Source organism: Methylobacterium sp. J-026, from assembly GCF_022829585.1.
In the GTDB taxonomy this organism is placed as follows: domain Bacteria; phylum Pseudomonadota; class Alphaproteobacteria; order Rhizobiales; family Beijerinckiaceae; genus Methylobacterium.
Map to the genome: position 1 here is coordinate 18716 of NZ_JAKSYC010000113.1, position 24678 is coordinate 43393.

General features: G+C 71.2%; 25 protein-coding genes and 1 other RNA gene. 11 read left to right on the top strand and 15 right to left on the bottom strand.

Translation table 11 applies throughout. From position 1 onward, the window contains the following. Positions 1 to 80 precede the first annotated feature (80 nt). Both MKK69_RS10965 and MKK69_RS10970 read right to left on the bottom strand, forming a co-directional pair. The gene (locus MKK69_RS10965; protein ID WP_243967851.1) at positions 81 to 1448 is read right to left on the bottom strand and encodes a glutamate--cysteine ligase; all 1368 of its coding nucleotides are present in this window, start codon (positions 1446 to 1448) and stop codon (positions 81 to 83) included. A gap of 297 nt (positions 1449 to 1745) precedes the next feature. Beyond that, on the bottom strand, positions 1746 to 2498 hold the full coding sequence (locus tag MKK69_RS10970; RefSeq protein ID WP_243967852.1) for a 16S rRNA (uracil(1498)-N(3))-methyltransferase: 753 nt from the start codon (positions 2496 to 2498) through the stop codon (positions 1746 to 1748). Between the two features lie 221 nt (positions 2499 to 2719). Between MKK69_RS10970 and MKK69_RS10975 the strand changes: the two genes are divergently transcribed. Both MKK69_RS10975 and ubiA read left to right on the top strand, forming a co-directional pair. After that, positions 2720 to 3199: a hypothetical protein gene (locus MKK69_RS10975; protein ID WP_243967853.1), complete on the top strand. Its 480-nt coding sequence runs from the start codon at positions 2720 to 2722 to the stop codon at positions 3197 to 3199. Positions 3200 to 3287: 88 nt separating this feature from the next. Beyond that, the gene (ubiA, locus tag MKK69_RS10980; protein WP_243967854.1) at positions 3288 to 4250 is read left to right on the top strand and encodes a 4-hydroxybenzoate octaprenyltransferase; all 963 of its coding nucleotides are present in this window, start codon (positions 3288 to 3290) and stop codon (positions 4248 to 4250) included. 15 nt (positions 4251 to 4265) lie between these two features. On the opposite strand, the gene MKK69_RS10985 is transcribed toward ubiA, so the two are convergent. Continuing rightward, positions 4266 to 4721 carry a DUF6101 family protein gene (locus tag MKK69_RS10985; RefSeq protein WP_243967907.1) on the bottom strand — a complete coding sequence of 152 codons (456 nt, stop codon included), beginning with the start codon at positions 4719 to 4721 and terminating at the stop codon, positions 4266 to 4268. Positions 4722 to 5126: 405 nt separating this feature from the next. Between MKK69_RS10985 and MKK69_RS10990 the strand changes: the two genes are divergently transcribed. After that, positions 5127 to 5942, top strand: coding sequence for an inositol monophosphatase family protein (locus MKK69_RS10990; RefSeq protein ID WP_243967855.1), 816 nt, complete (start codon positions 5127 to 5129; stop codon positions 5940 to 5942). A 21-nt stretch (positions 5943 to 5963) separates the two neighbouring features. On the opposite strand, the gene MKK69_RS10995 is transcribed toward MKK69_RS10990, so the two are convergent. After that, positions 5964 to 6203 carry an AsnC family transcriptional regulator gene (locus MKK69_RS10995; RefSeq protein ID WP_243967856.1) on the bottom strand — a complete coding sequence of 80 codons (240 nt, stop codon included), beginning with the start codon at positions 6201 to 6203 and terminating at the stop codon, positions 5964 to 5966. A gap of 239 nt (positions 6204 to 6442) precedes the next feature. Next, a complete protein-coding gene (locus tag MKK69_RS11000) occupies positions 6443 to 6652 on the bottom strand; it encodes a cold-shock protein (RefSeq protein ID WP_243967857.1) in 210 nt (69 codons plus the stop codon). A 317-nt stretch (positions 6653 to 6969) separates the two neighbouring features. Between MKK69_RS11000 and MKK69_RS11005 the strand changes: the two genes are divergently transcribed. Then, the gene (locus tag MKK69_RS11005; protein ID WP_243967858.1) at positions 6970 to 7359 is read left to right on the top strand and encodes a hypothetical protein; all 390 of its coding nucleotides are present in this window, start codon (positions 6970 to 6972) and stop codon (positions 7357 to 7359) included. A gap of 8 nt (positions 7360 to 7367) precedes the next feature. Here the strand turns inward: MKK69_RS11005 and MKK69_RS11010 are convergent, their stop codons facing one another. The 3 genes from MKK69_RS11010 to MKK69_RS11020 form a co-directional block, all read right to left on the bottom strand. Next, the gene (locus tag MKK69_RS11010; RefSeq protein ID WP_243967860.1) at positions 7368 to 7571 is read right to left on the bottom strand and encodes a hypothetical protein; all 204 of its coding nucleotides are present in this window, start codon (positions 7569 to 7571) and stop codon (positions 7368 to 7370) included. 126 nt (positions 7572 to 7697) lie between these two features. Beyond that, on the bottom strand, positions 7698 to 9353 hold the full coding sequence (locus MKK69_RS11015; protein ID WP_243967862.1) for a calcineurin-like phosphoesterase C-terminal domain-containing protein: 1656 nt from the start codon (positions 9351 to 9353) through the stop codon (positions 7698 to 7700). Between the two features lie 199 nt (positions 9354 to 9552). After that, complete coding sequence (locus tag MKK69_RS11020; protein WP_243967864.1) at positions 9553 to 10851, bottom strand: murein L,D-transpeptidase; 1299 nt, start codon at positions 10849 to 10851, stop codon at positions 9553 to 9555. 230 nt (positions 10852 to 11081) lie between these two features. Between MKK69_RS11020 and MKK69_RS11025 the strand changes: the two genes are divergently transcribed. The 5 genes from MKK69_RS11025 to MKK69_RS11045 all read left to right on the top strand — a co-directional run bounded on the left by MKK69_RS11025 (position 11082) and on the right by MKK69_RS11045 (position 15839). Beyond that, positions 11082 to 11468, top strand: a complete 387-nt coding sequence (locus MKK69_RS11025; RefSeq protein WP_243967865.1) for a hypothetical protein — start codon at positions 11082 to 11084, stop codon at positions 11466 to 11468. Positions 11469 to 11510: 42 nt separating this feature from the next. Beyond that, the gene (locus tag MKK69_RS11030; protein ID WP_243967866.1) at positions 11511 to 12485 is read left to right on the top strand and encodes a DUF1775 domain-containing protein; all 975 of its coding nucleotides are present in this window, start codon (positions 11511 to 11513) and stop codon (positions 12483 to 12485) included. Between the two features lie 48 nt (positions 12486 to 12533). Next, positions 12534 to 12953 carry a hypothetical protein gene (locus MKK69_RS11035; RefSeq protein WP_243967867.1) on the top strand — a complete coding sequence of 140 codons (420 nt, stop codon included), beginning with the start codon at positions 12534 to 12536 and terminating at the stop codon, positions 12951 to 12953. Positions 12954 to 12995: 42 nt separating this feature from the next. Further along, entirely contained in the window at positions 12996 to 15128 is a 2133-nt protein-coding gene (locus tag MKK69_RS11040; protein WP_243967868.1) for a TonB-dependent receptor family protein, read from the top strand. A 180-nt stretch (positions 15129 to 15308) separates the two neighbouring features. Next, positions 15309 to 15839 (top strand): DUF1465 family protein, encoded by a 531-nt coding sequence (locus MKK69_RS11045; RefSeq protein ID WP_243967869.1) that lies wholly within the window; start codon positions 15309 to 15311, stop codon positions 15837 to 15839. A 91-nt stretch (positions 15840 to 15930) separates the two neighbouring features. Here the strand turns inward: MKK69_RS11045 and rpmE are convergent, their stop codons facing one another. Continuing rightward, positions 15931 to 16179: a 50S ribosomal protein L31 gene (gene rpmE, locus MKK69_RS11050; RefSeq protein WP_010682778.1), complete on the bottom strand. Its 249-nt coding sequence runs from the start codon at positions 16177 to 16179 to the stop codon at positions 15931 to 15933. A gap of 239 nt (positions 16180 to 16418) precedes the next feature. On the opposite strand from rpmE, the gene MKK69_RS11055 reads away from it, so the two are divergent. Together MKK69_RS11055 and MKK69_RS11060 are read left to right on the top strand one after the other, a co-directional pair. Continuing rightward, positions 16419 to 18263 carry an ABC transporter transmembrane domain-containing protein gene (locus tag MKK69_RS11055; RefSeq protein ID WP_243967870.1) on the top strand — a complete coding sequence of 615 codons (1845 nt, stop codon included), beginning with the start codon at positions 16419 to 16421 and terminating at the stop codon, positions 18261 to 18263. A gap of 48 nt (positions 18264 to 18311) precedes the next feature. Beyond that, a complete protein-coding gene (locus MKK69_RS11060; protein ID WP_243967872.1) occupies positions 18312 to 19334 on the top strand; it encodes a D-cysteine desulfhydrase family protein in 1023 nt (340 codons plus the stop codon). Between the two features lie 38 nt (positions 19335 to 19372). Here the strand turns inward: MKK69_RS11060 and MKK69_RS11065 are convergent, their stop codons facing one another. The 6 genes from MKK69_RS11065 to MKK69_RS11090 all read right to left on the bottom strand — a co-directional run bounded on the left by MKK69_RS11065 (position 19373) and on the right by MKK69_RS11090 (position 24671). Continuing rightward, positions 19373 to 20386, bottom strand: a complete 1014-nt coding sequence (locus MKK69_RS11065) for a peptidoglycan -binding protein (RefSeq protein ID WP_243967874.1) — start codon at positions 20384 to 20386, stop codon at positions 19373 to 19375. Next, on the bottom strand, positions 20386 to 21357 hold the full coding sequence (locus tag MKK69_RS11070; protein WP_243967876.1) for a MotA/TolQ/ExbB proton channel family protein: 972 nt from the start codon (positions 21355 to 21357) through the stop codon (positions 20386 to 20388). The genes MKK69_RS11065 and MKK69_RS11070 overlap by 1 nt, the downstream gene beginning before the upstream one ends. 139 nt (positions 21358 to 21496) lie before the next feature. After that, positions 21497 to 22315 (bottom strand): TIGR00282 family metallophosphoesterase, encoded by an 819-nt coding sequence (locus MKK69_RS11075; protein ID WP_243967878.1) that lies wholly within the window; start codon positions 22313 to 22315, stop codon positions 21497 to 21499. 3 nt (positions 22316 to 22318) lie between these two features. Beyond that, on the bottom strand, positions 22319 to 22936 hold the full coding sequence (locus MKK69_RS11080) for a 5-formyltetrahydrofolate cyclo-ligase (RefSeq protein ID WP_243967880.1): 618 nt from the start codon (positions 22934 to 22936) through the stop codon (positions 22319 to 22321). Continuing rightward, a non-coding RNA gene (ssrS, locus tag MKK69_RS11085) (6S RNA) lies at positions 22926 to 23082 on the bottom strand. The genes MKK69_RS11080 and ssrS overlap by 11 nt, the downstream gene beginning before the upstream one ends. A 71-nt stretch (positions 23083 to 23153) precedes the next feature. Continuing rightward, positions 23154 to 24671 carry a formyl transferase gene (locus MKK69_RS11090; protein ID WP_243967881.1) on the bottom strand — a complete coding sequence of 506 codons (1518 nt, stop codon included), beginning with the start codon at positions 24669 to 24671 and terminating at the stop codon, positions 23154 to 23156. Positions 24672 to 24678 lie beyond the last annotated feature (7 nt).

Consider the following 24678-nt stretch of genomic DNA (forward strand, 5'->3'; position numbering starts at 1 on the left):
GGCGGCTGGCTGAGCCTCGGACCGTTCCGATAGCATGCGCGACGTTGAGTCGCGCCTGCGATCACGCCATCAGACAGCCCTCAGAACACGCATTCCGAGAAGGCGGGCCGCACGCAGGCGCCCCAGCGGCCCTCGTAATCGGCGAGCAGCTCGTCGGCCCGGGTCCTGCCGGCCGCGACGATCGCTTCGAGCGGCTGGAGGAAGATCGTCTCGTCGCGACCCTCGGCATCGCGCCGGCCGCGGGCACGCAGGCCGGACCGGGCGATCCCCAGCGCCTCGGCCGCGACCGCGCCGAGCGTCGTGTTCGCCACCGGGGTCGCGAGCCCGAGGCGCGGCGCAGTCGCCCGCGCGGCCTCCCGGCTGGCCGCGTTCCATCCCTTCACGAGGTCGAGGGCGGCGTCGAGGGCCGATTCGTCGTAGAGCAGCCCGGTCCAGAACGCGGCCTGCGCGGCGATCATCCCGGGGTCGCCGACATCGGCGCCGCGCATCTCCAGGAAGCGCTTCAGCCGAACTTCGGGAAAGGCGGTCGAGGCATGGTTCGCCCAGTCGGCCACCGTGGCGTATTCCCCCGGGAGCTGCGGCAGCCGGCCAGCCATCAGGTCGCGGAATGATGCGCCCGAGACGTCGTGATAGATGTCGCCGCGCTTCACGAAGTACATCGGCATGTCGAGCAGCCAGTCGACATAGGCCTCGTAGCCGAACCCGGCCTCGAAGGCGAAGGGCAGCATGCCGGTGCGGTCGGCGTCGGTGTCGCGCCAGATCTCGGAGCGGCGCGACAGGAACCCGTTCGGCCGGCCATCGGTGAAGGGGGAATTGGCGAACAGCGCGGTGGCGACCGGCTGGAGCGCCAGGGAGGCGCGCATCTTGCGCACCATGTCGGCCTCGGACGCGAAGTCGAGATTCACCTGCACGGTGGCGGTGCGCAGCATCATGTCGAGGCCGAGGGAGCCGACCTTCGGCATGTAGGACGCCATGATCCGGTAGCGGCTCTTGGGCATCACCGGGGTCTCGTCGCGACGCCAGCGCGGGCTCATGCCGAGGGTCAGGAAGCCGATGCCCAGGGGATCGGCCACCCGCTTCGTCGCCGCCAGATGGGTCGCGAGTTCCGCCGCGGTGGCGTGGACGTCGGGCAGCGCCGCCCCGGACAGTTCGAACTGGCCGCCGGGCTCGATCGAGATCGCCCCGCCCTCCTCGGCCGCCAGGCCGATGATGCTGCCTCGGTCGAGGATCGGCTCCCAGCCGGTCTCCCGGGCGAGTCCCTCCAAGAGGGCGCGAATGCCCCGATCCCCGTCATAGGGAACCGGGTCCCGGCCGTCCCGGTAGAACGGGATCTTCTCGTGCTCGGTCCCGATGGCGAACCGCCCGCGCGGCTTCTCGCCCGCCGCGAACCATTCGATCAGTTCAGCGCGCGTGGTGAGCGGCGTGATGTCGTTGCTGTCGCGCGCCATGCGCTGCCTGCCCGTGCGTCTGAACTGAGCCTATGATGTAGGCGCGCCGGGGTTGCTCCGGCGGGTCCGACCGGTCCACCCCGCTCTCACGAACGGGGCCCGGGCGGACACCCGCCCCCGACCCCGACGAGCGCGCGGCGCGGGCGGCGTCCGCCCACGGACATAGTCGAGGCGCCGGGAACCCACAACGCGGCGCCGTGAACCGGCGGGCTTCGACCCGTCCCATCCCGGGAAACAATCGCCGGCTGGCCCCCCTCATGTGCGCCGGCACACATCGATCGGGACGGGGATGCCCCGTTACCGGGCGTCGCCGAGCACCGCCTGGACCAGGGCCAGGACGGCGACGGCCGCGGTGTCGGCCCGGAGGATCCGCGGTCCCAGGGAGAGGGCGACGGTGTTGGGCCGCGCTCGGATCAGGTCCCGCTCCTCCGCAGAGAAGCCGCCCTCCGGGCCGACCAGCACGGCGAGCGGCGGCGGCGCAAGCGGATCGGCCGCCGCGGCGAGCGCCCGCACCGGATCGCGTACGGGCGCGTCCTCGTCGCAGAACACCAGGAGCCGCTCCGGGGCGAGGCCGGCCAGGGCCTCGGGCAGCCGTTCGGGCTCCGGACAGTCGGGGATCGCCAGGATGCCGCATTGCTCGGCGGCCTCGACGGCGTTGGCGCGCAGCCGGTCCATGTTGACCCGCTCGCCCTGCGTGTACCGCGTGATGACGGGCCGGATCGTACCCGCGCCCATCTCGACCGACTTCTGCGCGAGGTAATCCAGACGCGCACTCTTCACGGGTGCAAACAGGTAATGGAGGTCGGCGGGCGCGGGCTGCGGGCGGGTCTGCGCGGCGACGTGCAGGTCGGCGCCCTTTCGCCCGGTCTGGACCAGACGGGCGCGCCACTCGCCGTCGCGGCCGTTGAACACCAGGACGGGATCGTCCGGCCCGCGGCGCAGCACGGTGAGCAGGTAGTTGGCCTGCGCCCGGTCGAGGGGCAGAATCACGCCCGCGGCGAGATCGGCCGCCACGTGGAGGCGTGGAGCAGTGAAGTCGTAGGCCGGCATGCGGGCGTGGTCGCCCGGCGCCGCCGGCCTGTCAACGCGGGACCGATCCCTCGACATGTTGCGAAAAGGTTACGACGCCTGGTTTTTCGCGCCGGGCCCACAGCCGCATGGCGTCGCCCGTTTGCCGCTCGATTGACGCCACATTCCTATGGCGAACCCACAGTTACGTGAAGGAAGCCGGCCGCACGCGGATTCGGCAGGGTCGTCGAGGGAGTCGCGGGATGGCGAAGAGGAGCTTGGGTCTGGGGGCTGCGGTGCTGGCCGGCACCGTCCTGTTCGGGACGGCGGCCTTCGCACAGGGCGCCGCGCCGGAATGCGGCGCCATCCAGAAGACCTTGGCCGAGCGCAAGGCGCTGGTCGGGCGGGCCAATGCGGCCTCCCAGACGAAGAAGAAGATGACGCCGCAGGAAGCCTGCGCCCTGTTCGGGAAGCTTCAGACCAACGGCGCCGAGGGCATGAAGTGGATCACCGCCAACAAGGAATGGTGCTCGATCCCGGATTCCTTCGCCGAAGGCTTCAAGGCCGACCACATGAAGGTCAGCGGTATCCGCACCAAGATCTGCAGCGTCGCCGCCCAGGCGACCAAGATGGAGGCGCAGGCCCGTGCCCAGGCTCAGGCGCAGGCCAATGGCGGCGGCGGCGGCCTGCTCGGAGGCCCGGGCTTGACCGGCAGCTTCAAGCTGCCGCAGGGCGCTCTGTAAGCACGTCTGCGAGGCTCACGGATCCGGCGCGGATCCTCCCTCTGCGGCGGGGGAGGATCGAGATGCGGGACGACCGGAGAGCCGACCGATGAGCGGGCCACCGACGGGCGGGACGGCGATCGAGGATGGGCGCCCGGCCGACGCCGTCACAGGCCACTGGGTCGAGCGGGTCGCGCCGCGGCCGTGGCGCCCCTATCTGCGCCTCGCGCGCATCGACCGGCCGGTGGGCTGGTGGCTGCTGCTCCTCCCGTGCTGGTGGTCGGCCGCGCTGGCGGCGATCGCGGCGGACCAGTCCTTCCCCGATCCCTGGCACTGCCTGCTGTTCCTGATCGGGGCGGTGGCGATGCGCGGGGCGGGCTCGACCTACAACGACATCGCCGACCGCGACCTCGACGCGCAGGTCGAGCGCACCCGCCTGCGCCCCCTCCCCTCGGGGCAGATCCGCCCGCGCCATGCCGCCCTGTTCCTGATGGTCCAGGCCCTGGTCGGGCTGGCGGTGCTCCTGCAGTTCAACGAGCAGGCGATCCTCGTCGGGCTGTGCTCGCTCCTCCCGGTGGCGATCTACCCGTTCATGAAGCGCGTCATGCCCCTGCCCCAGGCCGTCCTCGGGCTGGCCTTCGCCTGGGGGGCGCTGATGGGCTGGGTCGCGGTCTTCGCCCGCCTCGATGCGCCGGCGCTGCTGCTCTACGCGGGCGCGCTGTCCTGGGTGGTCGGATACGATACGATCTACGCGGTGCAGGATATCGAGGACGACGAGATCGCCGGGATCCGCTCCTCCGCCCGCCTGTTCGGCCGGCATGTGAGAGGCGCCGTCGGCCTGTGCTACGCCCTGGCGGCCCTGTTCGTGGGGCTCGCCGCCTGGGCGGCCGGGGCGGGCCTGATGGGCTTCCTCGGGGTCGCGGCCTTCGCCGGACATCTTGCCTGGCAGATTCGGTCGCTCAAGGAGCGTGACGGGCGCGGGGCCCTGATGCTGTTCCGGTCGAACCGGGATGCCGGCCTGATCCTGTTCGCCGGCCTCGCCACGGACGCGCTGCTGCGCGGTCTCGCCTGAGCTCCGCCGAAACGGTCAGGTGCGGGCGATGATCTCGTTCTCGCCGCGGAAGATCTGCGGCCGCGCCGGGAGGCGGCCGGTCTTGCGGCGGGTCAGGAACCGCGGGCGGCGGCCGCCGAGCCCGGCATGGCGCCGCCGGATGCGCACCCGACCGAGGATCACGCGGCCGAGTTGTTCGGTCACGGGGACGCGCACCCCGTCCTCGCGGACGATCATCCGCGCCAGACCGGCGCGGGCCGCGATGTCGCGCCACACCGCGACCACGTCGTCCTCGTCGAAGCTGCCGAGGCGTTGCAGTTCCTCGCCCTCGGCATCGACCAGGATCAGGCTGAACCGGTCGGACCCGGTGATCTCGGCATCCTCGACGGCGTAGGCGAGCGCGATCCCGGTGGCCCTGCGGGCGCCGGGGGTGCGGCCGATCACCGGAAGCGGCGAGACCGTCAGGTGGGGGGGGGCCTCGGCACCCTGCATGCGCTGTCCCGCGTGATGTTCGTCCACGAACGGCGAAGTGTTCATCGGTCCGGATCCCTTGAGCAAGTGGCGGCGCCGACCGGGCCGTCCGTTATGCCAAGCAAAATCGCACCCGAACTCCTCCACGCCGCTTAAGAGCCGTCGTTAAGCGATTCTGGACGGCGCCGTCATTTGCGGAATGCTCAATGCTTCCTTGAATGCTCAACATTTCCTTGCGCGGATTGGTCGTTATCGATTGATCAACCAGCATCCTTGTGGCGGTGCGGGCGGCGCCGTACAACGGCAGGGTCGGGTGCGCGATCCTTCCGCGCCCGGCCCCCTCAGCCCGAATGCGCGGACGTCCGTTCGACCGGATGCACGGTGCGGCGGGGCTCTCCGGCCCTCACGGATCTCACGCGGAGCGCGATGCCCGAGCCTCTCACCGACGATGCGGTATCCGCCCTGATGCCGGAGCTGCGCGCCGTCATGCGCGAGGCCGCCGACATCGCGCGGCCCTTCTTCCGGCCCGGCGGGCAGACCTCCGCCCGGATCTGGTCGAAGGCCGGCGGCTCGCCGGTGACCGAAGCCGACGTCGCGGTGGACGCCTTCCTGAAGGTCCGCCTCAGCGCGCTCGTACCCCGGGCGGCGTGGCTGTCGGAGGAGACTGCGGACGATCCGGCCCGCCTCGGCCACGACCTCGTCTGGATCGTCGACCCGATCGACGGGACCCGGGCGTTCCTGTCGGGCCATCCGGATTGGTCGATCGCAGTGGCGCTGCTGGCCGACGGCGAGCCGGTGATCGGATTCGTCCACGCGCCGGTCGGCGACGCGGATTACGAGGCGGTGCACGGGCGCGGCGCGACCCGGAACGGCGTACCGATCCGGGTCGACCCCCGCGCGCGCCTCGCCGGCGCGCGCATCACCGGCCCGAAGCCGATGCTCGACCGCCTGGCACGGGGTGCCGGGCCGAATCCCGACTTTGAATCGATCGCCCGGATCCCGTCCCTCGCCCTGCGGCTCGCGCGTGTGGCGGACGGGACCGTCGATATCGGAATGGTGTCCGGTCACGCCCGCGACTGGGACCTCGCGGCGGCGGACCTCGTCCTGCGGGAGGCCGGCGGGGTCGTCTGCGACTTCACGGGCGCAGCGACCCCCTACAACCGGCCCGACCCGGTTCATGGCGAACTCCTCGCCGCCTCGACGGCCCTGCGCGATCCCGTCCTGGCGGCCTGGGGCCGCTGAGGACGGCGGCGCCGGCCGTTGTCAGGCCGCCGCAGCGGCTTCGCGCACCATGACCGCGGCGGGGGCGAGCCCGAGGCGGTCGGCGAGATGCCAGTGCAGTTCCCGTGAGGAATGGTAGTTGTAGGACCGGTCGATCAGGTGACTGACATCGATCCCGGTATGGTCCGCGGTCCTGGCCTGGGCCAGCTTGCCGACCCGGAAGGTCGGGGCATCGGTCACCGGTGAACGGATGCCGCGGCGGCGTGTGTACTCGAACAACATAAGTGTTTTTCTTTTCTGGTCTTTTCTGGACCGGACGTTCGTACCGCCCGGTATCGTGTTGGGAATTTGCCTCCGGCGCGACCTGGGACCGGGCGGTTTCGCCCGGGACGGTAGCTTCGGAAGGGAGAGCCGCATCGTGCGGCCGAATCAGGGTCCCGCCCCGGTCTCCCGCCGGGCGGGAGCCCCTCGGGCATCGATCCGCGCGGGGGATTGGCGCGGGACCCGCAGAGCCGGATGGATCAGGCTGCCTGCAGGTTGCTGGCGGCGTCCTTGCCGCTGCGCTTGTCGGTCAGGATCTCGTAAGAGACCCGCTGGCCTTCGATGAGATTGCGCATTCCGGCGCGCTCGACGGCCGAGATGTGAACGAACACGTCCTTGCCGCCATCGTCGGGCTGGATGAAACCGTAGCCCTTCGTCTCATTGTACCATTTAACAGTGCCGGTATTCACGTATTGTACCTCGTTCGTCCATGGGCCATTCGCGCGGCACGAGGGCCGCGTGATGCACCACGGTCTTTCTGGATTTGGCCAGGGTGGCGGGGCGCGAGACGCTGAACCGTGTAAAGCGTCAGCCTCGGTGGGTAGGCCCCCCGAGGACGTATTTAATCGCTGGCTGCGGCCGCAACAAGGCGCCGGCCGCGTATCTTCTGCGTCGCAGGCCGGGACGAAGGCGCGGCCGCGGCGCGCCGCCCCCTGTGTTTTCGGGCCTCCGCGATGCATATACGGAGTGCGTGCAAGCAGTTACGACGCGCGGCTCTGGACGATACATGGCAGGCATATCGGTCTCGCTGGACGGTGCGAACATCCAGCTGTCCTTCCAGAAGGACGATCAAGCGACGGCGGTGGTGATGGATGCCCGGGCCGCCCGCGCCCTGGTGCGCGCCGTCGGGCAGCTGCTCACGGCGATCGACGACACCGACGAGCCGGACATGACAGACGAGATGGGCGACGAGGACATCGCCATGCTCGAAGTGACGTCCTCGGCGATCGAGATCGGCACCGACGACGAGGGCCAGGCGGTGGTCGCTCTTCAGGCCGGCGCGTTGCCGCCGTTCCAGCTACGCCTGACCGACGAAGAGGCCCGCCACGTGGTGACGAGCCTCTCGGAGATCCTCAACGCGCCGCGCGACGTTCGCACCTCGCACGGCGGCCACTGACGCTCGGATCACATGCGTGTGCCGGGATCGGTGGGTGTGCCGGGGAAGACGTCGGGCTCGGAGCCCGGACCGCCCGGCTCGCCGATGCCGGGATCGTTCACCGGATAGGGTGTGCGCGGTCCGGTCGGCCCGATATCGGGCTCCTCGTCGGGGATCGGCGGGGGCGGCGGCAGATCGCCGGGCGTGGGCTCGGGTAGGCCGGGATTGGCCATGACGCGGCTCCTGTTGGCTTGGGATCGGGACCAACGGACCGGGCTCGTGTGGGTTCCGAGGCCGCGTGGCGGGCTCGGAACCCTGCTGGACTCCGGAACGACGCGCTCGGCGTCGAGATTGGCCGCCTATCCGCGCTCGCCCGCGATCTCGAGCACCGTGCAACCGCATATCGGCCGCCCGTACTCGTCGGTCCCCTCGACGGTGACGCGGTGCGCACCCGGCGCGAGGTCGTCGGGCAGCCGTGCCGTCCAGATGTGGGTCGAGGGCGTCGCCTGCACCCAGCTCTTCTTGGTCTCTGGGTAGCGCGCAAAGAGTTCGGTGACGAAGGGGTCGAGCCGGCGGGTCCGCGCCATCGCCAGCGGCGGCCGGTCGCCGATCCGGGCGGTCAGGCGCGTGCGCGGCCCGCCGTCGAACACGTTCACCACCAGGGTTGTGTCGGGAAGCGCGTCCTGCGGCACCGGCGGCCGGAGACCCTGGACCGGCCGGGTCGAGCGGATCACCTCCACGGCGCCGACGCGCGCCTCGCTCTCGAACAGGATGCGCATCGTCTCGTCGGGCTGGCCCTGCGCGGCGACGTAGCGGGTCGTGTAGTCGGTGCCGCGGATCGACAGGACGTGGAAGCCATTCGGCGTCCCGTCGCGGCTGTCGGCCGAGGGGATGCCGGTGCGCGTGTCGGGCCCGCTCCACCACGAGCCCGAGACGGCGGTCAGCACGTGATGGTGGTGCCCGTCGGCCGGGTAATGGTGCTCGGTCGTGTGGGTGTGGCCCGCGAGGCTCAGCACCCGGCGCCCCGCCAGCAGATCGAGGAGGGCAGCGCGGTCGATGGTGATGCCGTGGGGATCGTCGGGCGTCGTATCGGTGAACAGCGGGATGTGCATGGCCAGCACGATCAGGTCGTCCTGCGGGATCTCCGGCAGGAGGTTGCGCAGGAAGGCCAGGCTGCGCTCGCCGATATGCCCCCGGTAGGTGTTGGCGCCGACCGGGACCGGCGGCCCCAGCCATTCGACATTGTCGAGCATCACGAACCAGGCCCGCCCGTGCCGGAACGCGTAGGTCGGCGCGCCGTAGACCCGCTTCCAGGTTTCGCGGCTGTAGCGGGCATCCGGAGCCTGCATATTGAGATCGTGGTTGCCCGGCAGGCTGTACCAGGGCAGCCCGATCCGCCCGACGATGCGGTTGGACCGGCCGTAGAGCGAGAGATCGTCGAACAGGACGTCGCCGGCGGTCAGGCCGAAGGCCGCCGGGATCGCCATGGCGCGGGCGACCGCCGTATCCCGCACGTGGTCGAGCTCGAACCGGCTCTCGGGCTGGGGATCGGTGAACAGGACGACATCGAAATCCGCCGGCTCATCGACCCGGGTCAGGGTGAAGTCGATGGACGCCGGCAGCGGCCCGGTCGGCGCGACCCCGGGATAGCGCAGGCCGATCTCGGCGGGCGTGCCGTTCGGCTGGTGGATGTAGGAATGGCACGGCACGTTGTCGGCGTCGCGCGGGAGGGCGTAGCCCGGCGGCTTGATCACGAAGACGGCGCCGTCGCCCGGCATCGGCAGGCGATAGCGGCCCTGATCGTCCGTGCGCGCGATCTCGCGGCCGTTCGAGACCAGCACGCCGGGGAGCGGAGTCCGGCCGGCCCCGGCCGTGGCGCCGGCATAGACGATCCCGGTGGCCTCCGCGGCCCCCTGGGCCTCTGCCCGGCCGGCCACCAGCCCCAATCCGGCGAGGCCCGCCACGGTCTCCCGGCGGGTGAGGCGTCCATCTCCGGAGGTCGATTCGCGCGACATCGGGGCTCCTGTCGGAATTCCAAGCCAGTGCCGAGGCAGGAAGCCGGCAAACCCGCTCCCGCGACGTGGCCCCAGCGGCCAAGCAGATCCGTTTGACCGGGCGATGACAGCGGCGTTCCCAAACGCGCGAGGCCCGCATCTCGGGGGAGATGCGGGCCTCGGATGATTCGGAAGCGGGTCGGCAGCGCCGGCCGGCGGACTATTCCTCGTCGCCGGGCTCGAAGGTCTGCGGCATCGGCTCGGCGCTGGCGACCGGGGTCGGCGCGCCGATGGTCGAGGGGACGTTCACGCCGTCGCGCTTGTAGATGTCGTCGCGGAACTGAACCACGCCGTCCGGGGTCGACCAGGCCGTGATGTAGGTCCAGTAGACCGGCACCGGCTGGGCGATGTTGGCGTCGACGCGCTTGCCGCTCTCGATCGCTTCCTCGACCTTCTGGCGGTCCCAGCCGGGCGTGTCCTTCAGGAGCCACGTGATGTACTCGCGCACGTTCTGCACGCGCACGCAGCCCGACGAGATGAAGCGGAAATCGTCGCCGAACACGCCCTTGGTGTTCGTGTCGTGCATGAACACGCCGTAGGGGTTCGGGATGTTGATCCGGACGATGCCCATCGAGTTGAAGTCGGCGCCGGAATCCTGCCGGTAGGTGTAGCGCGTGCCCTCGTCGGAGTTCCAGTTCACCGATTTCGGCGAGACCTCCTGGCCGTTCGACAGGATGCGGATCCGGTTGTCCGTGAGGTAGTTCGGATCCTTCTGCATCTTCGGGATCAGGTCCTTCTTCACGATCGAAGCCGGGACCGTCCAGGTCGGGTTGAAGTTGATCTGCGTCGCCTTGGTGTTCATGATCGGCGACTGCCGGTCGATCTTGCCGACGCCCGCGGCGTGGAGCGTCACGACCTGGCCGTTCTCCACCGTCTCGACCAGGGCGGCCGGGATGTTGGTGATTACGAAGCGCCGGCCGAGATCGCCCGAATAGGAGCGCAGGCGCACGACGTTGGTCTCGAGCTGGCGCAGGCGCACGTCGGCGGGGACGTTCATCGCCTGCTGGGTGGCGAGGCTCATCGTGCCGGTCTGGCTGAGGCCGTGGCGGGACTGGAAGCGCTTCACGCCGGCGGCGACGTAGGAATCGTACACGCCGGAGCCGCCGGCGGCGGCATCGAGGTCGCCGGTGACGATCAGGCGCTGGCGCACGGCGGCCACGGCCGGGCCGCGGGAGCCGATGCGCAGGTGCTCGGCGCCGGAGACCGGGCGCCAGCCGCCACGGGTGACGATGTCCTTGTAGCGCTCGACCATCTGCTCGGTCGCCGCCACGGTCTGGGGCGAGAGGATCGGCACCGTCTCGCGCTGCACCTGCATGCCGGCGGGCGACGCGTAGTCCTGCGCCCATTCGGCCTGTGCGTAATTGCCCTGGTCACGGGCCTCCGCGGCGCCGAGGCCCAGGGCGCTCAGGGCGGCCACGCTCAGGAGGGTGGTGAACCGGTTTTGTGCCGTCATGCGCATCGGTCGCTGGCTCTGGTCCGGAGTCTGTTCGGATCGTGGCGGGAGGGATCGTCTCGGCCGCCACGCTGTCGGGTTGACGCTTAAGACTCCCTATCGAAGGGGCCGGATTGTGGCATCGCGGTGCGCCAGCGCACGCCGCGTTCGGCTGCGGCCCGCCGGCAACAGCCACGACCCTCCGGGTGTGGCAGGACTGCCATAGGCGTTGGAAGCGCACGGGGTGCGGGAGCAGCATGGGACCGGGTCCGACCACGGGGAATCGTCGCGGGGGTCCTCAGGCCCGGCCGCTGCGTGCCGTGATCGCCGTGCTGGCGCTCTATGCCTTCGTCCTTCAGGCCTTCCTCGGCGGCCTGATGCCGATGCCGGCGGCGGCCGACGGGATCTGCGCGCAGCATTCCGCGGATGGGTCGGATTTCGGCAAGGCGGTCCCGCACGGTCACGGCGATTGCTGCACGGCGGCTCAGGTCGCCGGCACCGCGCTTCCGCCCCGGGAGGCCCCCTCGGCGGTCGCGTGGATCGCGCCGGCGCACGCCTGCGCCGGCTTCGGACAACCCGCCGAACCCGGCGCCCGCCCCCCGCCCGGGGGCGGCACGTCACCCAGGGGACCGCCGACGGCCTGAGCGATCGTTTGCCAACGGATCCCTCAGGACGGATGCATTCCCATGAAAAGTCTCGTTTCGGCCGTGCTCGGCCTCGGCCTCGGCCTCGTCGCCTCCGCGGCACAGGCCCACGCGGTGCTGGAGCGCAAGCAGGCGAGCCCCGGCTCGTCCTATCGCGGCGTCGTCCAGATCATGCACGGCTGCTCCGGCAAGCCGACCACCCGGGTGAGCGTCACGATCCCGGAGGGGCTGATCGGCGCCAAGCCGATGCCGAAGCCCGGCTGGACGGTGGCGACGACCCGCGGCGCCTACGCCCGGACCTACACCACCCACCACGGCACCGCCTCCGAGGGCGTGACGGCGATCACCTGGAGCGGCGGCTCGCTGCCGGACGACGCGGTCGACGAATTCACCTTCCTCGCGCAGGTGGCCGACACGTTCGAACCCGGCGCGACCGTCTACGTCCCGGTCCAGCAGGATTGCACGGAGGGCGGCTATTCCTGGTCCGAGATCCCGAAGGCCGGCCAGGACGCCCATGACCTGAAGGCGGCGGCGCCCGCCTTCCGCATCGTACCGGCCGCGGCCCAGACGACCGCCGCGGCGGCAACCGCGACCGCTACCCCGGTAAAGGCTGGCGACCTCAGCATCGAGACACCGTGGCTGCGCGCCACCCCGAACGGCGCCAAGGTGGCGGGCGGCTATGTCCGCATCACCAACACCGGCAGCACCCCGGACACGCTGACGGGGGCCGCTGTGCCCTTCGCCAAGACGGGCGACATCCATTCCATGGCGATGGAGGGGGGCGTCATGAAGATGGCGCCGGTCTCCGAGGGCCTGACCATCAAGCCCGGCGAGACCGTGGAGCTGAAGCCCGGCGGCTATCACCTGATGTTCGAGGGTCTCACCGGCGCGCCCAAGGCCGGGGAGACCGTGTCCGGGACACTGACCTTCCAGCGGGCCGGCACCGTTCCGGTGACCTTCTCGGTGGCGCCGATCGGTGCGTCCACGCCCGGCGGCCAGCACCAGCATCAGCACTAGCGGTCCGGCCGGAGCAACGCACCGCGTATCGACAGTCCCGAGCGCCCCATGGCGTGCGCCCGATCCTACGGCACCCGGACCGGAGCCCCGGAGCGGCGATCCCGGCTGAGTCCGACCGGGCGCCGCCTCGTGGCGATCCTCGTCCTGTATGCGCTCGCGCTCCAGAACGTCCTCGGCGGCCTCGCGATGGCCGCCGCGGCGGGGCCGGAACACGTCCTGTGCCTATCCGGCGGCACGATCGACGGGTCGGGGCCGGACCATCCGCAGATCCCGGCCCCTGGGCCGATGGCCTGTTGCGTCGCGTGCCACATGGCGAGCCCGGCCGCCCTTCCCGCCCCGGCGCCGGCCGAAGCGGTGCCGGCCCTCTACCCGGTGGCGCTCATCCGGTCGCGGCCGCCGCGCAGCGCGCTGCCACGGGCGCCCCCCGCGGCGGGTCCCCGCGCCCGAGCCCCTCCCCCCGTCGTCTGATCCGATCGCCCCTGCCCGATCCTCAGACACGGACACGATTCCATGCCCAGCCTCATCCGGGCCGGCCGCCGCGCCGCCCTGTCGCTCCTCGCCTGCGCCACGCCATTGGCGGCCCGGGCCCAGGACCCCGCCGTCGCCCTCCCCGAACTCAGCGTCGTCGGCAGCGCCACGCCCACCGGGCCGCTCCCGGGGGAATCACGCGGCTCGCTCTCCGTCCCGAGCGTCGATCGCCAGCGCGCGGCGCTCTACCAGACCGTGGGATCCGTCGCCTTCGTGGACGCCGCGACCCTTCAGGACCGCTACGCCAACACCATCCGGGACGTGCTCAAGGACGTGCCCGGCGTCTACGTGCAGGAACGCTACGGCCAGGAGTTGCGCCTGTCCGTGCGCGGCTCCGGGATCGCCCGAGGCTATCACCTGCGCGGCATCGAGCTGCTGCAGGACGGCATCCCGTTCAACCTCGCGGATGGCAGCGGCGACTTCTACCAGATCGACCCGCTCGCCCTGCGCGCGGTGGAGGTCTACAAGGGCGGGAACGCCCTCACCTTCGGGGCGACGACGCTCGGCGGCGCGATCAACTTCGTCACGCCCACCGCCTACACGGCGCTTGCCCCCAACATCCTGCGGATCGACGGCGGCAGCTTCGGCACGATCCGCGAGCAGGCGCAGATGTCCCGCATCGACGGGCCGCTCGACGTGCTGGTCAACGCGACGCTGACGAATTTCGAAGGCTTCCGCGCCCACGAGGCGCAGGCGACGAAGAACTTCAACGCCAATATCGGCTACCGGATCGCCCCCGACATCGAGACCCGCTTCTATCTCGGCACCTACCTCACCGACCAGAAGCTGCCGGGCAGCCTGACGCTGGGCCAGAGCCTCACCACCCCGACCCTGGCCAATCCCACCGCGATCACCGGCAACCAGTCGCGCAAGGTCGAGACCGAGCGGATCGCCAACCGCACCTCGTTCCTCCTCGACGTCGGCAAGCTCGACGTGGACAGCTGGGCGATCCACAAGAGCCTGTACCACCCGATCTTCCAGGCGATCGACCAGGACGGCTGGACCTACGGGATCAACCCGCACTGGGCCGGGACCTTCGATCTCGGCGGTTTTCGCGATGACGTGGTGCTGGGCCTGCGCGCCCTCGCCGGCCAGAACTCGGCGCTGCAATTCGTCAACATCCGCGGCCAGCGGGGCACGCAGACGCTGAATTCGCTTCAGAGCGCCTCGAGCTACGAGGCCTACGGGGAGAACCGGTTCTGGTTCCTGCCGGACGTGGCGCTGATGACCGGCGCCAAGGCATTCTCGTCGAACCGCACCTACAGCGACAAGGGTGGCCTACCCGGGGACGTGACCCCGCGTTTCGCCGACGCGACCTATGCGGGCATCAACCCGAAGATCGGCCTGCTCTGGCAGCCGCTCCCCGAAGTGCAGCTGTTCGGCGACGTGACCCGGTCCAGGGACGTGCCGGACTTCGGCGACCTCGTTCAGCAGAACCTGTTGAACACCACCTTCGTGCCCCTGCGGGCGCAGCGGGCCTGGACCTACGAGGCCGGCGCCCGCGGCCGGATCGACCGCCTCGCCTTCGACGTGACGCTCTATCGATCTGACCTGCGCGACGAGCTGATCAACTTCTCGACCAATCCCGGCCTCAACATCCCGGCCGCGACCTTCAACACGCCGCGCTCGATCCACCAGGGCGTCGAGGCGGCCGTGACCCTCGACCTCGCCCGCGACCTCGTCGGAGCGGGCGACGGCATGAGCCTGACGCAGATCTGGACCCACAACGACTTCCGGTTCGTCCGCGACCCGGTCTTCGGCAACGACCGGATCGCCGGCATCCCCACGGACGTGCTGCGCACCGTCCTGACCTATCGCCACCCGAGCGGCCTGCACATCGCGCCGGCCGTCGACTGGGTGCCCCAGGGCGCCTTCGCGGATCATGCCAACACCCTGCGGGTGCCGGGCTACGCGCTCTTCGGCGTCGAGGCCGGGATCGACTTCGCCAACGGCGTCGCCCTGTTCGTCGATGCGCGCAATCTCACGGACGCGCGCTATGTTTCGGACATCGCGGTCGTGGCCAATGCCAGGACCGCCGGGGGCGTGAGCGGACTGGCGGCATTCTATCCGGGCAGTGGCCGGAGTGTATTCGGCGGCCTACGCGCGGCGTTCTGAGCGCTGGTATGCGATCAAGAAGAACATATCTGACGGTTCGGCAATCCGTTAAGGTTAAGAAAGGATGAACCCTGATGCCACCGTCGATCGGCGCTAGGATTGCAGCGTCGTCGGACAGCACGGGACCAGGCGTCCCACATCCGGACGGACAGGGCCGTCGGACGGCACAGGAGAGGCAGGATGAACGGCTTCGATGTCACGTTCCGGGACGATCAGGACTGGGTCGATTTCGGCAAGTCCTATGTCAACTCGGAAGCGTTCAAGGCCCTCTTCCGCGAGGGGATGAAGCTGGTTGAGGAGACGGCGGCCTATCTCGATGGCGAGGGGCGGGACGAATCGCGCCTGGTCTCGCGCGACGCGACGCTGAGCTACGCCGCCGAGAGCATGCGGCTCACCACGCTGCTCATGCAGATCGCGTCCTGGCTTCTGGTGCAGCGCGCGGTCGCCGAGGGCGAGATGACGCCGGCCGAGGCCCTCCAGGAGAAGCACCGGGTCAAGCTCGGCAGCAGCGAGCCGCCGAGGCCCCAGGATTTCAATCTCCTGCCGATGCGCCTTCAGCACCTGATCGTGCGGGCACGCCGCCTGCACAGCCGCATCCTCCACCTCGACGTGCTGATCACGGAGGATCGCCCGACCCCGGCCCCCGTGGAGAGCCCGGTGGCCCAGCAGCATGGCCTGCTGCGGATGGCGTTCCGCATGCGCGAGGGCTGAACCGGCGCCGGGATACGCAAAAGAACGGGCGGCCGCTTTCGGTGACCGCCCGCTTTGAAAACGCCGCGCCCGAGGGGCGGCGGATCCGGGATCAGCGCTTGCCGAGGTTGCCGAACCGCGAGTTGAAGCGCGAGACACGGCCGCCGCGATCGAGCATCTTCTGCTCACCGCCGGTCCAGGCCGGGTGGGTGAGCGGATCGATGTCGAGGTTGAGGGTGTCGCCCTCCTTGCCGTAGGTCGAACGGGTCCTGTACTCGGTCCCGTCCGTCATCACGACCTTGATGAAGTGGTAGTCGGGATGCTCAGTCCCCTTGGCCTTTGCGGCCGCGTCCTTCGCCATGACCTGTGGTCCCTGATCTGGCACGCCGGCGGGAAGCGCAGGAGGCGCCGCCCGGCCCGGAATGCGGAAGATGTCACCGGTTGCACCGAACCGTAGGTTCGTGGCAACGGCACGTCCAAGCCGACCGTGGTGGCGGCCCGCGGCCATTGAACACACGCAATCGGATGAGCGGCGGCGTATACCGCAGGCTCTCCCCGGTCACAAGCGCCGCGGACCGGAGATCGGACACAAGAGGCGTGATGGCCCGTAAGACCAAGGCGGCCGCCGAGAGCCGTCCCAAAGCCCCGCTGAGCGCGCTCAGGCCGCTGGTCCCGTTCGCGCTGCGCTACCGCGGCCGGATCGTCGCAGGTCTCGTTGCCCTGGTCTGCGCGTCGGCCTCGACGCTGGTCGTGCCCGTGGCCATGCGCCGGGTGATCGACCACGGCTTCACGGCGGACGGCTCGGGCGTCATCGACGCCTATTTCCTGGCGCTGCTCGGCGTCGTGGCGGCCTTCGCCCTGTCGAGCGCCGCGCGGGTCTACACGGTGGTGACGCTGGGCGAGCGTGTGGTGGCGGATCTGCGCAGCGCCGTCTTCGCCCGGCTCACGATCCTCGATCCCGCCTTCTTCGACCGGGCGCAATCGGGCGAGATCGTCTCGCGGCTCACCGCCGACGCGACGCAGATCAAGTCCGCCTTCGGGGTCTCGGTGTCGATCCTGCTGCGCAACCTGTTCCTGTTCGTCGGCGCCACCGCCATGATGGTGATCACGAGCCCGCGCCTGTCCGTGATGGTGCTCGCCGCCATTCCGGTGATCGTCTTCCCGCTGATCCTGTCGGGCCGGGGCGTGCGCCGGCGCTCCCGGGCCGCCCAGGATCGGCTCGCCGAGGCCTCGGCCTACGCCGCCGAGGCGGTCGGGGCGGTGCGGACCATGCAGGCCTTCGGACGGTCGGGCACCACGGCGGCCCGGTTCGCCACCGCCTCCGAGGAGGCCTACGGGGCCGCCCGCGCCTCGATCCAGGCGCGGGCGCTGCTCACCGGCGTGGCGATCTTCCTGATCTCCGCCTCGGTGGTGGGGGTGATGTGGTACGGCGCGCAGGGCGTCCTCGCCCACACCATGACCGGGGGCGAACTCTCGCAGTTCGTCCTCTACGCGGTGTTCGGCGCCGGGGCCCTGGGCCAGCTCTCCGAGGTCTACGGCGACCTCGCCATGTCGGCCGGGGCGGCCGAGCGCCTCACCGAGATCCTGGCCACGGAACCCGCGATCCGCGCGCCGGTCCCCGCGCTGCCGCTGCCCGAGCCCGCACGCGGGGCCGTGACCTTCGAGGCCGTGCGCTTCGCCTATCCGACGCGTCCCGGCCACACCGCTTTGGACGGCCTGACCTTCGCGGCGGCCCCCGGCGAGCGGATCGCCATCGTGGGACCGTCCGGAGCCGGCAAGTCGACGGTGCTGCAGCTGCTCCTGCGCTTCTACGACCCGCAGGGGGGCCGGATCCTGGTCGACGGCGCCGACATCGCGCAGGTCGATCCCGAGGCGCTGCGCGCCCGCATCGCCCTGGTGCCGCAGGACCCGGTGGTGTTTTCCGGCACCGTCACGGAGAACATCCGCTACGGCCGCCCGGAGGCCGGCGAGGCGGAGATCCGGCACGCGGCCGAACTCGCCAACGCGCACGGCTTCATCACGGCCCTGCCGCAGGGCTACGCCACCCAGGTCGGCGAGCGCGGCGTGACCCTGTCGGGCGGCCAGCGGCAGCGCATCGCCATCGCCCGGGCGATCCTCAAGGACGCGCCGATCCTGCTCCTCGACGAGGCGACCTCGGCGCTCGACGCGGAATCCGAGCGGGCCGTCCAGGCCGCCCTGGACACCCTGATGCGCGGGCGCACCACCCTCGTCATCGCCCACCGGCTCGCCACGATCCGCGCCGCGGACCGGATCCTCGTCCTCGACGACGGGCGCATCGTCGAGACCGGGACCCACGAGAGCCTGCTGGCCCAAGGTGCGCTCTACGCGCAGCTCGCCAACCTGCAATTCACCGACGCCCTCGACGAGACCGCCCGGGGCAAGGAGCCCCGCACCCGCGGGGAGCGGCTGCCGGCGGCCGAATGAGTCCGCGACCCCGGGACAGGGATCGCGTCCCGGTATAGACAGGCCGTCATGCCGACGCTCGACCTCGCCCGCTTCCCGCGCCTGCCGCTGCTGGCGCTCCCGACGCCGATCGAGCCCCTGGACGGGCTGGCGGCCCATCTCGGGGATACCCTCAACGGCGTCCGGATCTTCGTGAAGCGCGACGACGTGGCGGGGATCGGGCTCGGCGGCAACAAGCTGCGCAAGCTCGAATACCTGCTCGGCGCCGCCAAGGCCGCGGGCGCTGACACGGCGATCACGGTGGGCGCCATCCAGTCGAACCACGCGCGGCTGACGGCGGCCGCCACGGCGCGGGCGGGACTCGCCTGCGAGCTGTTCCTCACCCGCAGCGTGCCGCGCCAGGATCTGGACTACACCGGCAACGGCAATCGCCTGCTCGACGACGTGTTCGGCGCCACCGTTCACGAATTGCCGGGCGAGGCCGATTCCCTGGCGGCCGCCGAGGCGCGGGCGACGGAGCTTCGGGCCGAAGGCCGCGCCGTCTACACCTTTCCCTCCGGCGGCTCGAGCCCGACCGGCTGCCTCGGCTACGCCAATTGCGCCGCCGAGATCCTGGCGCAGGCGGAGGATCTCGGCCTGAGCTTCGCGCAGATCGTCACCGCCAACGGCAGCGCCGGCACCCATGCGGGTCTCGTGTCGGGGCTCGCCGCGATGGATATCGATCCGCGCCTGGCGAAATCCTACGCGGTGCTCGCCGAGGAAGGGCGCGCCCGGGCGGAGGTGCTGGAGAAGGCCAACGCCACGCTGGCGCTGATCGGAGCGGCGCGGCGCGTCACGGCGCAGGAGATCGATCTCGACGGGCGCCATCGCGGCCCCGGCTACGGGATCCCCACCGCCGGGATGCTGGAGGCCGTCCGGCTGCTGGCGCGGACCGAGGGCAAGCTCCTTGATCCGGTCTACAGCGGCAAGGCCTTCGCGGGTCTGCTGCACGATGTCCGGGGCGGGCTGTACCCGGCGGGATCGGCGGTGCTGTTCCTGATGACCGGCGGCACGCCTGGGATCTTCGCCTACAAGGACGCGCTGGCGGGCTGAGCGGGGCGCTCAGGCGGACCGGGACGCGGCCGCTACCGCTACCGCTCGGTGAGCTTCATCTCAATGCGGCGGTTCCGGGCATAGGCGTCTTCGGTGGTGCCGGGATCGAGCGGCTGGAACTCGCCGAAGGCCCCGGCCAGGAGGTGCTGCGGGGCGATCCCCTTGCCGGCGAGGTACTGCACCACCGCGATGGCGCGGGCCGCCGAGAGCGCCCAGTTCGACGGGAATTGCGGCGTGCTGATCGGCCGGGCATCGGTGTGACCGTCGACCCGCAGCACCCAGGGCAGGTCCGCCGGGATCTGCCGGGCGAGGTCCGAGATCGCCCCGGCGATCCGGTCGATCTCGGGACCCGCCTCGGGCTTGAGGGTCGCCGAGCCCGCCGGGAACAGCACCTCCGATTGCAGCACGAAGCGGTCTCCGACCACCCGGATGTCCGGCCGGTTGCCGAGGATCTGGCGCAGCCGTCCGAAGAAGTCCGAGCGGTAGCGGGCCAGCTCTTGGACCTTCTGCGCCAGCGCGACGTTCAGCCGGCTGCCGAGTTCGGCGATGCGGACCTGGGATTCCCGGTCCCGGCTCTCGGAGGCCGCGAGCGCATCTTCGAGGGCGGCGAGCTGGCGGCGCATGGCGCTGATCTGCTCGTTCAGCAGATCGATCTGGGACAGGGCCCGCTTGGTCGCGCCGCGCTCGGCGTCGAGCTGCTTGTCGAGGGCGCCCGCCGCGCCCTGGCTGACGGTGGCGGCCTCGGCCTGTGACTTCGCCTGATCGCGCTCGGCCTCGACGCCCGCCAGCGTCGTGCGCAGGTTGCGGACCTCGTCCTCCTGGGTGCGGCGGCTCGAACGCTCCAGGGCGAGGAGGTCGGTGAGGTCGGAGATCTGCCGGTTGAGCTTGGCCAGGGTCTCGTCCCGGCCGGTCAGCTCCTGCGACAGGAAGAACTGCCCGACCACGAACACCGTGAGCAGGAACACCACCGCCAGCAGCAGCGTCGCCAGCGCGTCGACGTAGCCCGGCCAGACGTTGAGGGTGCGCCGGGACCGCGCCGCCGTGGACGCCATCAGACCCGCTCCCGGCCGAGCCGGTCGAGCACCTGCTTCAGCTCGCGCTCCCGGCTCGCCTGCGCCTCGACCCAGTCGCGGATCATCTGCTGCTCGGCGCGCATGTGCTGCACGAGGCCCTGGATGCCCTCGGCGAGGTTGGTCATGGCGAGCGTCGCGGCGCGGCTGCCCCCGCCCTCGGCCACCAGCGCCGTCAGCCGCTCGATCGCCTCCTTCAGGTCCTGCGTGCCGGCCGCCGACCGGACCGGCGCGGCCGCGCCGGCCACGGCCTCGCCGGACATCAGCCAATCCTGCAATTCGTTGTGGAAGCGGGCATGGGCCTGGCCCGCCTGGAGCTCCAGGAACCCGGTGATCAGCGAGGAGGCGAGGCCGAACAGCGAGGCCGAGAAGGCGAGGCCGATCCCCGACAGCGGCACCGCCAGGCCCGATTTCAGCTCGTCGAACATCACCCCGGCATCGCCGCCGCCGCGCATGCCCTTGATCACGCCGCCCACCGCCGAGAGCGTGTCGATCAGGCCCCAGAAGGTGCCGAGCAGGCCGAGCAGGATCAGGATCCCGGCGATGTAGCGCAGGATCTCGCGCCCCTCGTCGAGGCGGGCCGCGATGGTGTCGAGATAGCCGGACGTGCCCGGCAGCGTCGTCCCGGCGACCCGGGCCGCGATCATCGGCGCCATCGGGGCCAGCAGGGCGGGCGGACGCCTCGCCTGGGTGCCCCGCGCCGCGGCGTTGACGGCGGCGACCTCCCGGAACAGCCGGACGACCTGCCCGAAGGCGATCAGGATGGCGATGAGCAGCACGCCCAGGATGAGGCCGTTGAGCCCCGGATTGGCCAGGAAGGCCGGCGTGATCTGCTTGAACAGAATGAAGGCCAGGAAGCCGACGAGGATCAGAAAGACAACCATCCGCCCGAGATAGATCCCGGGCCGGGCCAGCGGTTCCCCGTTGATTTCGCCGGTCTCGCGGGCGGCCATCAGTCGCTCTAGCCTGATCTCAGGGATGCGGCCGCCGGCGGCGTCCGTCGAAGTCACTGTGGAGGCACGCTCGCACGCGATCAAGTCGTGCGGGCGGCACTCTCCCGCGCCGAACACGTCTCCATCCCGCTGACGCGTACTAATCCCAGAAGTGCGGCCGGCTCTCTTCGAGATGCGGGCCCAGGCGGAGCGCCGCGACCCGGGTGGCGAGCCCCCGCGCATCGGTTTCCACGGCGATGCCGCTGAGCGTGCCGTCGCCGGTGGCGACCTCCCAGCGGGAGCCGGGCGTCTTCTGGATCATCCGGCGGATCGGCTCGTCCTTCTGCATGCCGATGACCGAATCGTAATCGCCGCACATCCCGGCATCCGACATGTAGGCGGTGCCGCCGGGCAGGATCCGGTGATCGGCGGTGGGGGTGTGGGTGTGCGTCCCGACGACGAGGCTCGCCCGGCCGTCGAGATAGTGGCCGAAGGCCTGCTTCTCGCTGGTCGCCTCCGCGTGCACGTCGACCACCACGGCGTCGGCCGCCGCCCCGAGGGGGCAGGCCGTGATCTCGCGCTCCACGGCGGTGAAGGGGTCGTCCAACGGGTCGAGGAAGACGCGGCCCATGATGTTGACCACGAGGACGCGGGCGCCCCCTTGGGTCTCCACCACCGTGGCGCCGCGGCCGGGGGTGCCGGGCGGGTAATTGGCCGGGCGCACCAGCCGGGGCTGGCGGGCGATGAACACCAGCGCCTCCCGCTGGTCGAAGCTGTGGTTGCCGAGCGTCACCGCGTCGGCGCCGGCCTGGATCAGTTCGTCGCAGATCGCCTCGGAGATGCCGAAGCCGCCGGCCGCGTTCTCGCCGTTGACCACCACGCAGTCGAGCCGCCACCGCTCCCGCAGCCGGGGCAGGTGCTCGCAGACCGCAAGACGGCCTGAGCGGCCGACGACGTCGCCGAGGAAGAGCAGCCGCATCGGTCAGAACGTCCCGTCGAAGCGGACCAGGCCCGCTTCGGTGATTACGCAGTGGAGGGGCCGGTCGTGCGGCTCGGCGGGCACGCGCTCCACCTCCTGGACGGCGAAGCCGATGCCGACGGTGAAGAGCGGGCGGGTGCGGGACAGGCGCGTGATCGCGCCGTCGTAATAGCCGCGGCCGTAGCCGATCCGCTGGCCGGTCCGATCGAAGGCGGCCAGCGGCACGATCAGCGCGTCGGGCTCTACGGGCGGCCGCGCGGGGTCCGGCTCGCTCAGGCCGAAGCGGCCGGCGACCAGCGCGTCCCCGGCGCGCCAGTCCCGGAAGACGAGGCCGTCCGGCGTGACCTGCGGGAGCGCCACACCCTGGCCGCGGGCGAGCAGGGCCTCGGCGGCGGGGCGCGGATCGACCTCGGTGCGGATCGGCCAGAACGCCCCGACGAGCCGGGCGTCGGCCAGTTCGGGCAGGGCGAGGAGCGTGCGCGCGATCAGCGCCGAGGCGGTCTGTCGGGCGGCCGGATCGAGGGCGTCGCGCGCCGCCAGGGCCGCGCGCCGGAGTTCGGTCTTGCGCGCCGCATCCGCGGTTTGCGTCCGGGTCTCAGGAAGGGTCGAGTGCGGAGCCACGTGAGCCGTTGGAGGATCGATCCCGGGAAACCTACAGCGTAGGTGGGCGCCGTGTTGGCCAAGTCCAGGGACGAGGCCAGGGACAGCTCCCGAGGGAGTCGATAAGGCCCCGGGGATAGTGCTCCTGACGAACTCTGCAGCCCCGCCGACGATATGTAGCTGTCCGGAGGCGTTCCCGCCAGGGCTGTCCGCGCGGGAAAATGGCGTGGCCGCAGCGTCAGGCGCCCGCGATCGCCCGGGCACGTGACGCGCGCCCGGATCCGTCGATGCATTCGATGCCGCCGCCCGCGTTCAGCGTGTGCAACCGATTGCCCGGCCAGGCCGGGCCGGGCGCGATCCGGCCGATCACGGTCTGGGCGAACCCGTCCGAATCCAGGCGGTCGATCCGCGCCAGCGTGAGGGCGCGGCCGTAACCGTCGGCGCAATCCTGGATCGGGCGGATCAGGTGTCCGCCGCGGGCGACGATCCGCCCGGCCGGGCGCGCCAGGGCGGGATCCACCAGCACGGGATTGGCCGGATGCGGCGTGTAGGGCCCGCGGAAATCCGGCGCGGACCAGAGATGGAGCGCGTCGTGGAAGGAGCCCGACCCGGCGGGGGCGTCGATTTCGGCATCGCGAACGGCGGCGAAGATCCACCAGCGACCGGCGTGCTCGACCAGGGTCGCGTCGCTCGCCACGACGCCGGAGAGGAGCGTGGCCTCCTTGACCCAGCCGCCGGGGAAGCGCGTGGCGCGGTACAGGTCGACCGTCCCGGCGGCGGAGCTCTCCGGCACCATCCAGACGCAGCCCTGCCGCTCGAAGACGAAGGGATAGGAGAGGTGATGCGCCTCTTCGAGGACCGGCACCGGGGCCCCGTCCGGACCGTTCGGGCCGAAGCGGACCGCCGAGATGATCGCCTTGCCAGTCGCGTGCGGGAAATCCTCGACGAAGAGGTGCGTGGCCCCGGCCACCGCGATCGGGAAGGGATCGGCATAGAAGCGCCGGCCGTCATCCGGCAGCACGGTCCAGCCCGTCCCGGGATGGCGCTTCAGTTCGATCAGGTCCGGCCCGGAGAGGGCGCGCCAGCCGCAGCGCCAATGCGGCGCGTGATAGCACAGGCGGTACAGCCGGTGGACGAGGGCACCGGCGAGCATGCGTCCGGCGCGTGAGCCGAGTCGCGGCACCGTCAGGCCCCCCCGATGGCCGACCGATCCGGGGCCGGTGGCGCCCGCACCGGTCCGTCCCGCGATCCGGTTGCGCAGGGCCGCGGCGATCAGCGTCACCGTCCGGGCCAGCGCGTCCTCGAAGCTCGCCAGCACGATCCCGGGCCGGTCGGCCCCGAGGCGCCCGGCGGCGCGGGTCGCCCCGTCCTCGACCAGAGCGAGATGCGGCACCGCATCCGCCACGAGGGCCGCCAGCAAGGCGTCTTCACCGGGCCGGTCGTCGTAGACGAGCCGCCATATCCCGGGCCCGGCCGGGACGTCGCCGCACAGGTCGAGGACCAGATCGGGGGCCGGGGCGGCCCGCCGCCAAGGATCGAGTTCTGCGCCCGGGATCGGCTCCGAACCCACCCGGCGGAGGCCGTGGACCAGCGCCTCGAGGCGGAACAGCAGGTCCGCCGTGTGCGGCCACGTCCCGGGTCCCGGCGCGTCGTCGACGCTGAGCACACCGATCCCGGGGATCTCGCCGATCCGCCGGAGCAGCTTCACATGCCAGCCGAGTGGCCTGGCGCCGTCGAGACGAACCCGCACGTGCATTGACTGG

Coding starts and splice junctions, on each gene's coding strand:
- MKK69_RS10965 (WP_243967851.1), bottom strand. CDS start 1,448: ATGGCGCGCGACAGCAACGACATCACGCCGCTCACCACGCGCGCTGAA.
- MKK69_RS10970 (WP_243967852.1), bottom strand. CDS start 2,498: ATGCCGGCCTACGACTTCACTGCTCCACGCCTCCACGTGGCGGCCGAT.
- MKK69_RS10975 (WP_243967853.1), top strand. CDS start 2,720: ATGGCGAAGAGGAGCTTGGGTCTGGGGGCTGCGGTGCTGGCCGGCACC.
- ubiA (WP_243967854.1), top strand. CDS start 3,288: ATGAGCGGGCCACCGACGGGCGGGACGGCGATCGAGGATGGGCGCCCG.
- MKK69_RS10985 (WP_243967907.1), bottom strand. CDS start 4,721: ATGCAGGGTGCCGAGGCCCCCCCCCACCTGACGGTCTCGCCGCTTCCG.
- MKK69_RS10990 (WP_243967855.1), top strand. CDS start 5,127: ATGCCCGAGCCTCTCACCGACGATGCGGTATCCGCCCTGATGCCGGAG.
- MKK69_RS10995 (WP_243967856.1), bottom strand. CDS start 6,203: ATGTTGTTCGAGTACACACGCCGCCGCGGCATCCGTTCACCGGTGACC.
- MKK69_RS11005 (WP_243967858.1), top strand. CDS start 6,970: ATGGCAGGCATATCGGTCTCGCTGGACGGTGCGAACATCCAGCTGTCC.
- MKK69_RS11010 (WP_243967860.1), bottom strand. CDS start 7,571: ATGGCCAATCCCGGCCTACCCGAGCCCACGCCCGGCGATCTGCCGCCG.
- MKK69_RS11015 (WP_243967862.1), bottom strand. CDS start 9,353: ATGTCGCGCGAATCGACCTCCGGAGATGGACGCCTCACCCGCCGGGAG.
- MKK69_RS11020 (WP_243967864.1), bottom strand. CDS start 10,851: ATGCGCATGACGGCACAAAACCGGTTCACCACCCTCCTGAGCGTGGCC.
- MKK69_RS11025 (WP_243967865.1), top strand. CDS start 11,082: ATGGGACCGGGTCCGACCACGGGGAATCGTCGCGGGGGTCCTCAGGCC.
- MKK69_RS11030 (WP_243967866.1), top strand. CDS start 11,511: ATGAAAAGTCTCGTTTCGGCCGTGCTCGGCCTCGGCCTCGGCCTCGTC.
- MKK69_RS11035 (WP_243967867.1), top strand. CDS start 12,534: ATGGCGTGCGCCCGATCCTACGGCACCCGGACCGGAGCCCCGGAGCGG.
- MKK69_RS11040 (WP_243967868.1), top strand. CDS start 12,996: ATGCCCAGCCTCATCCGGGCCGGCCGCCGCGCCGCCCTGTCGCTCCTC.
- MKK69_RS11045 (WP_243967869.1), top strand. CDS start 15,309: ATGAACGGCTTCGATGTCACGTTCCGGGACGATCAGGACTGGGTCGAT.
- rpmE (WP_010682778.1), bottom strand. CDS start 16,179: ATGGCGAAGGACGCGGCCGCAAAGGCCAAGGGGACTGAGCATCCCGAC.
- MKK69_RS11055 (WP_243967870.1), top strand. CDS start 16,419: ATGGCCCGTAAGACCAAGGCGGCCGCCGAGAGCCGTCCCAAAGCCCCG.
- MKK69_RS11060 (WP_243967872.1), top strand. CDS start 18,312: ATGCCGACGCTCGACCTCGCCCGCTTCCCGCGCCTGCCGCTGCTGGCG.
- MKK69_RS11065 (WP_243967874.1), bottom strand. CDS start 20,386: ATGGCGTCCACGGCGGCGCGGTCCCGGCGCACCCTCAACGTCTGGCCG.
- MKK69_RS11070 (WP_243967876.1), bottom strand. CDS start 21,357: ATGGCCGCCCGCGAGACCGGCGAAATCAACGGGGAACCGCTGGCCCGG.
- MKK69_RS11075 (WP_243967878.1), bottom strand. CDS start 22,315: ATGCGGCTGCTCTTCCTCGGCGACGTCGTCGGCCGCTCAGGCCGTCTT.
- MKK69_RS11090 (WP_243967881.1), bottom strand. CDS start 24,671: ATGCACGTGCGGGTTCGTCTCGACGGCGCCAGGCCACTCGGCTGGCAT.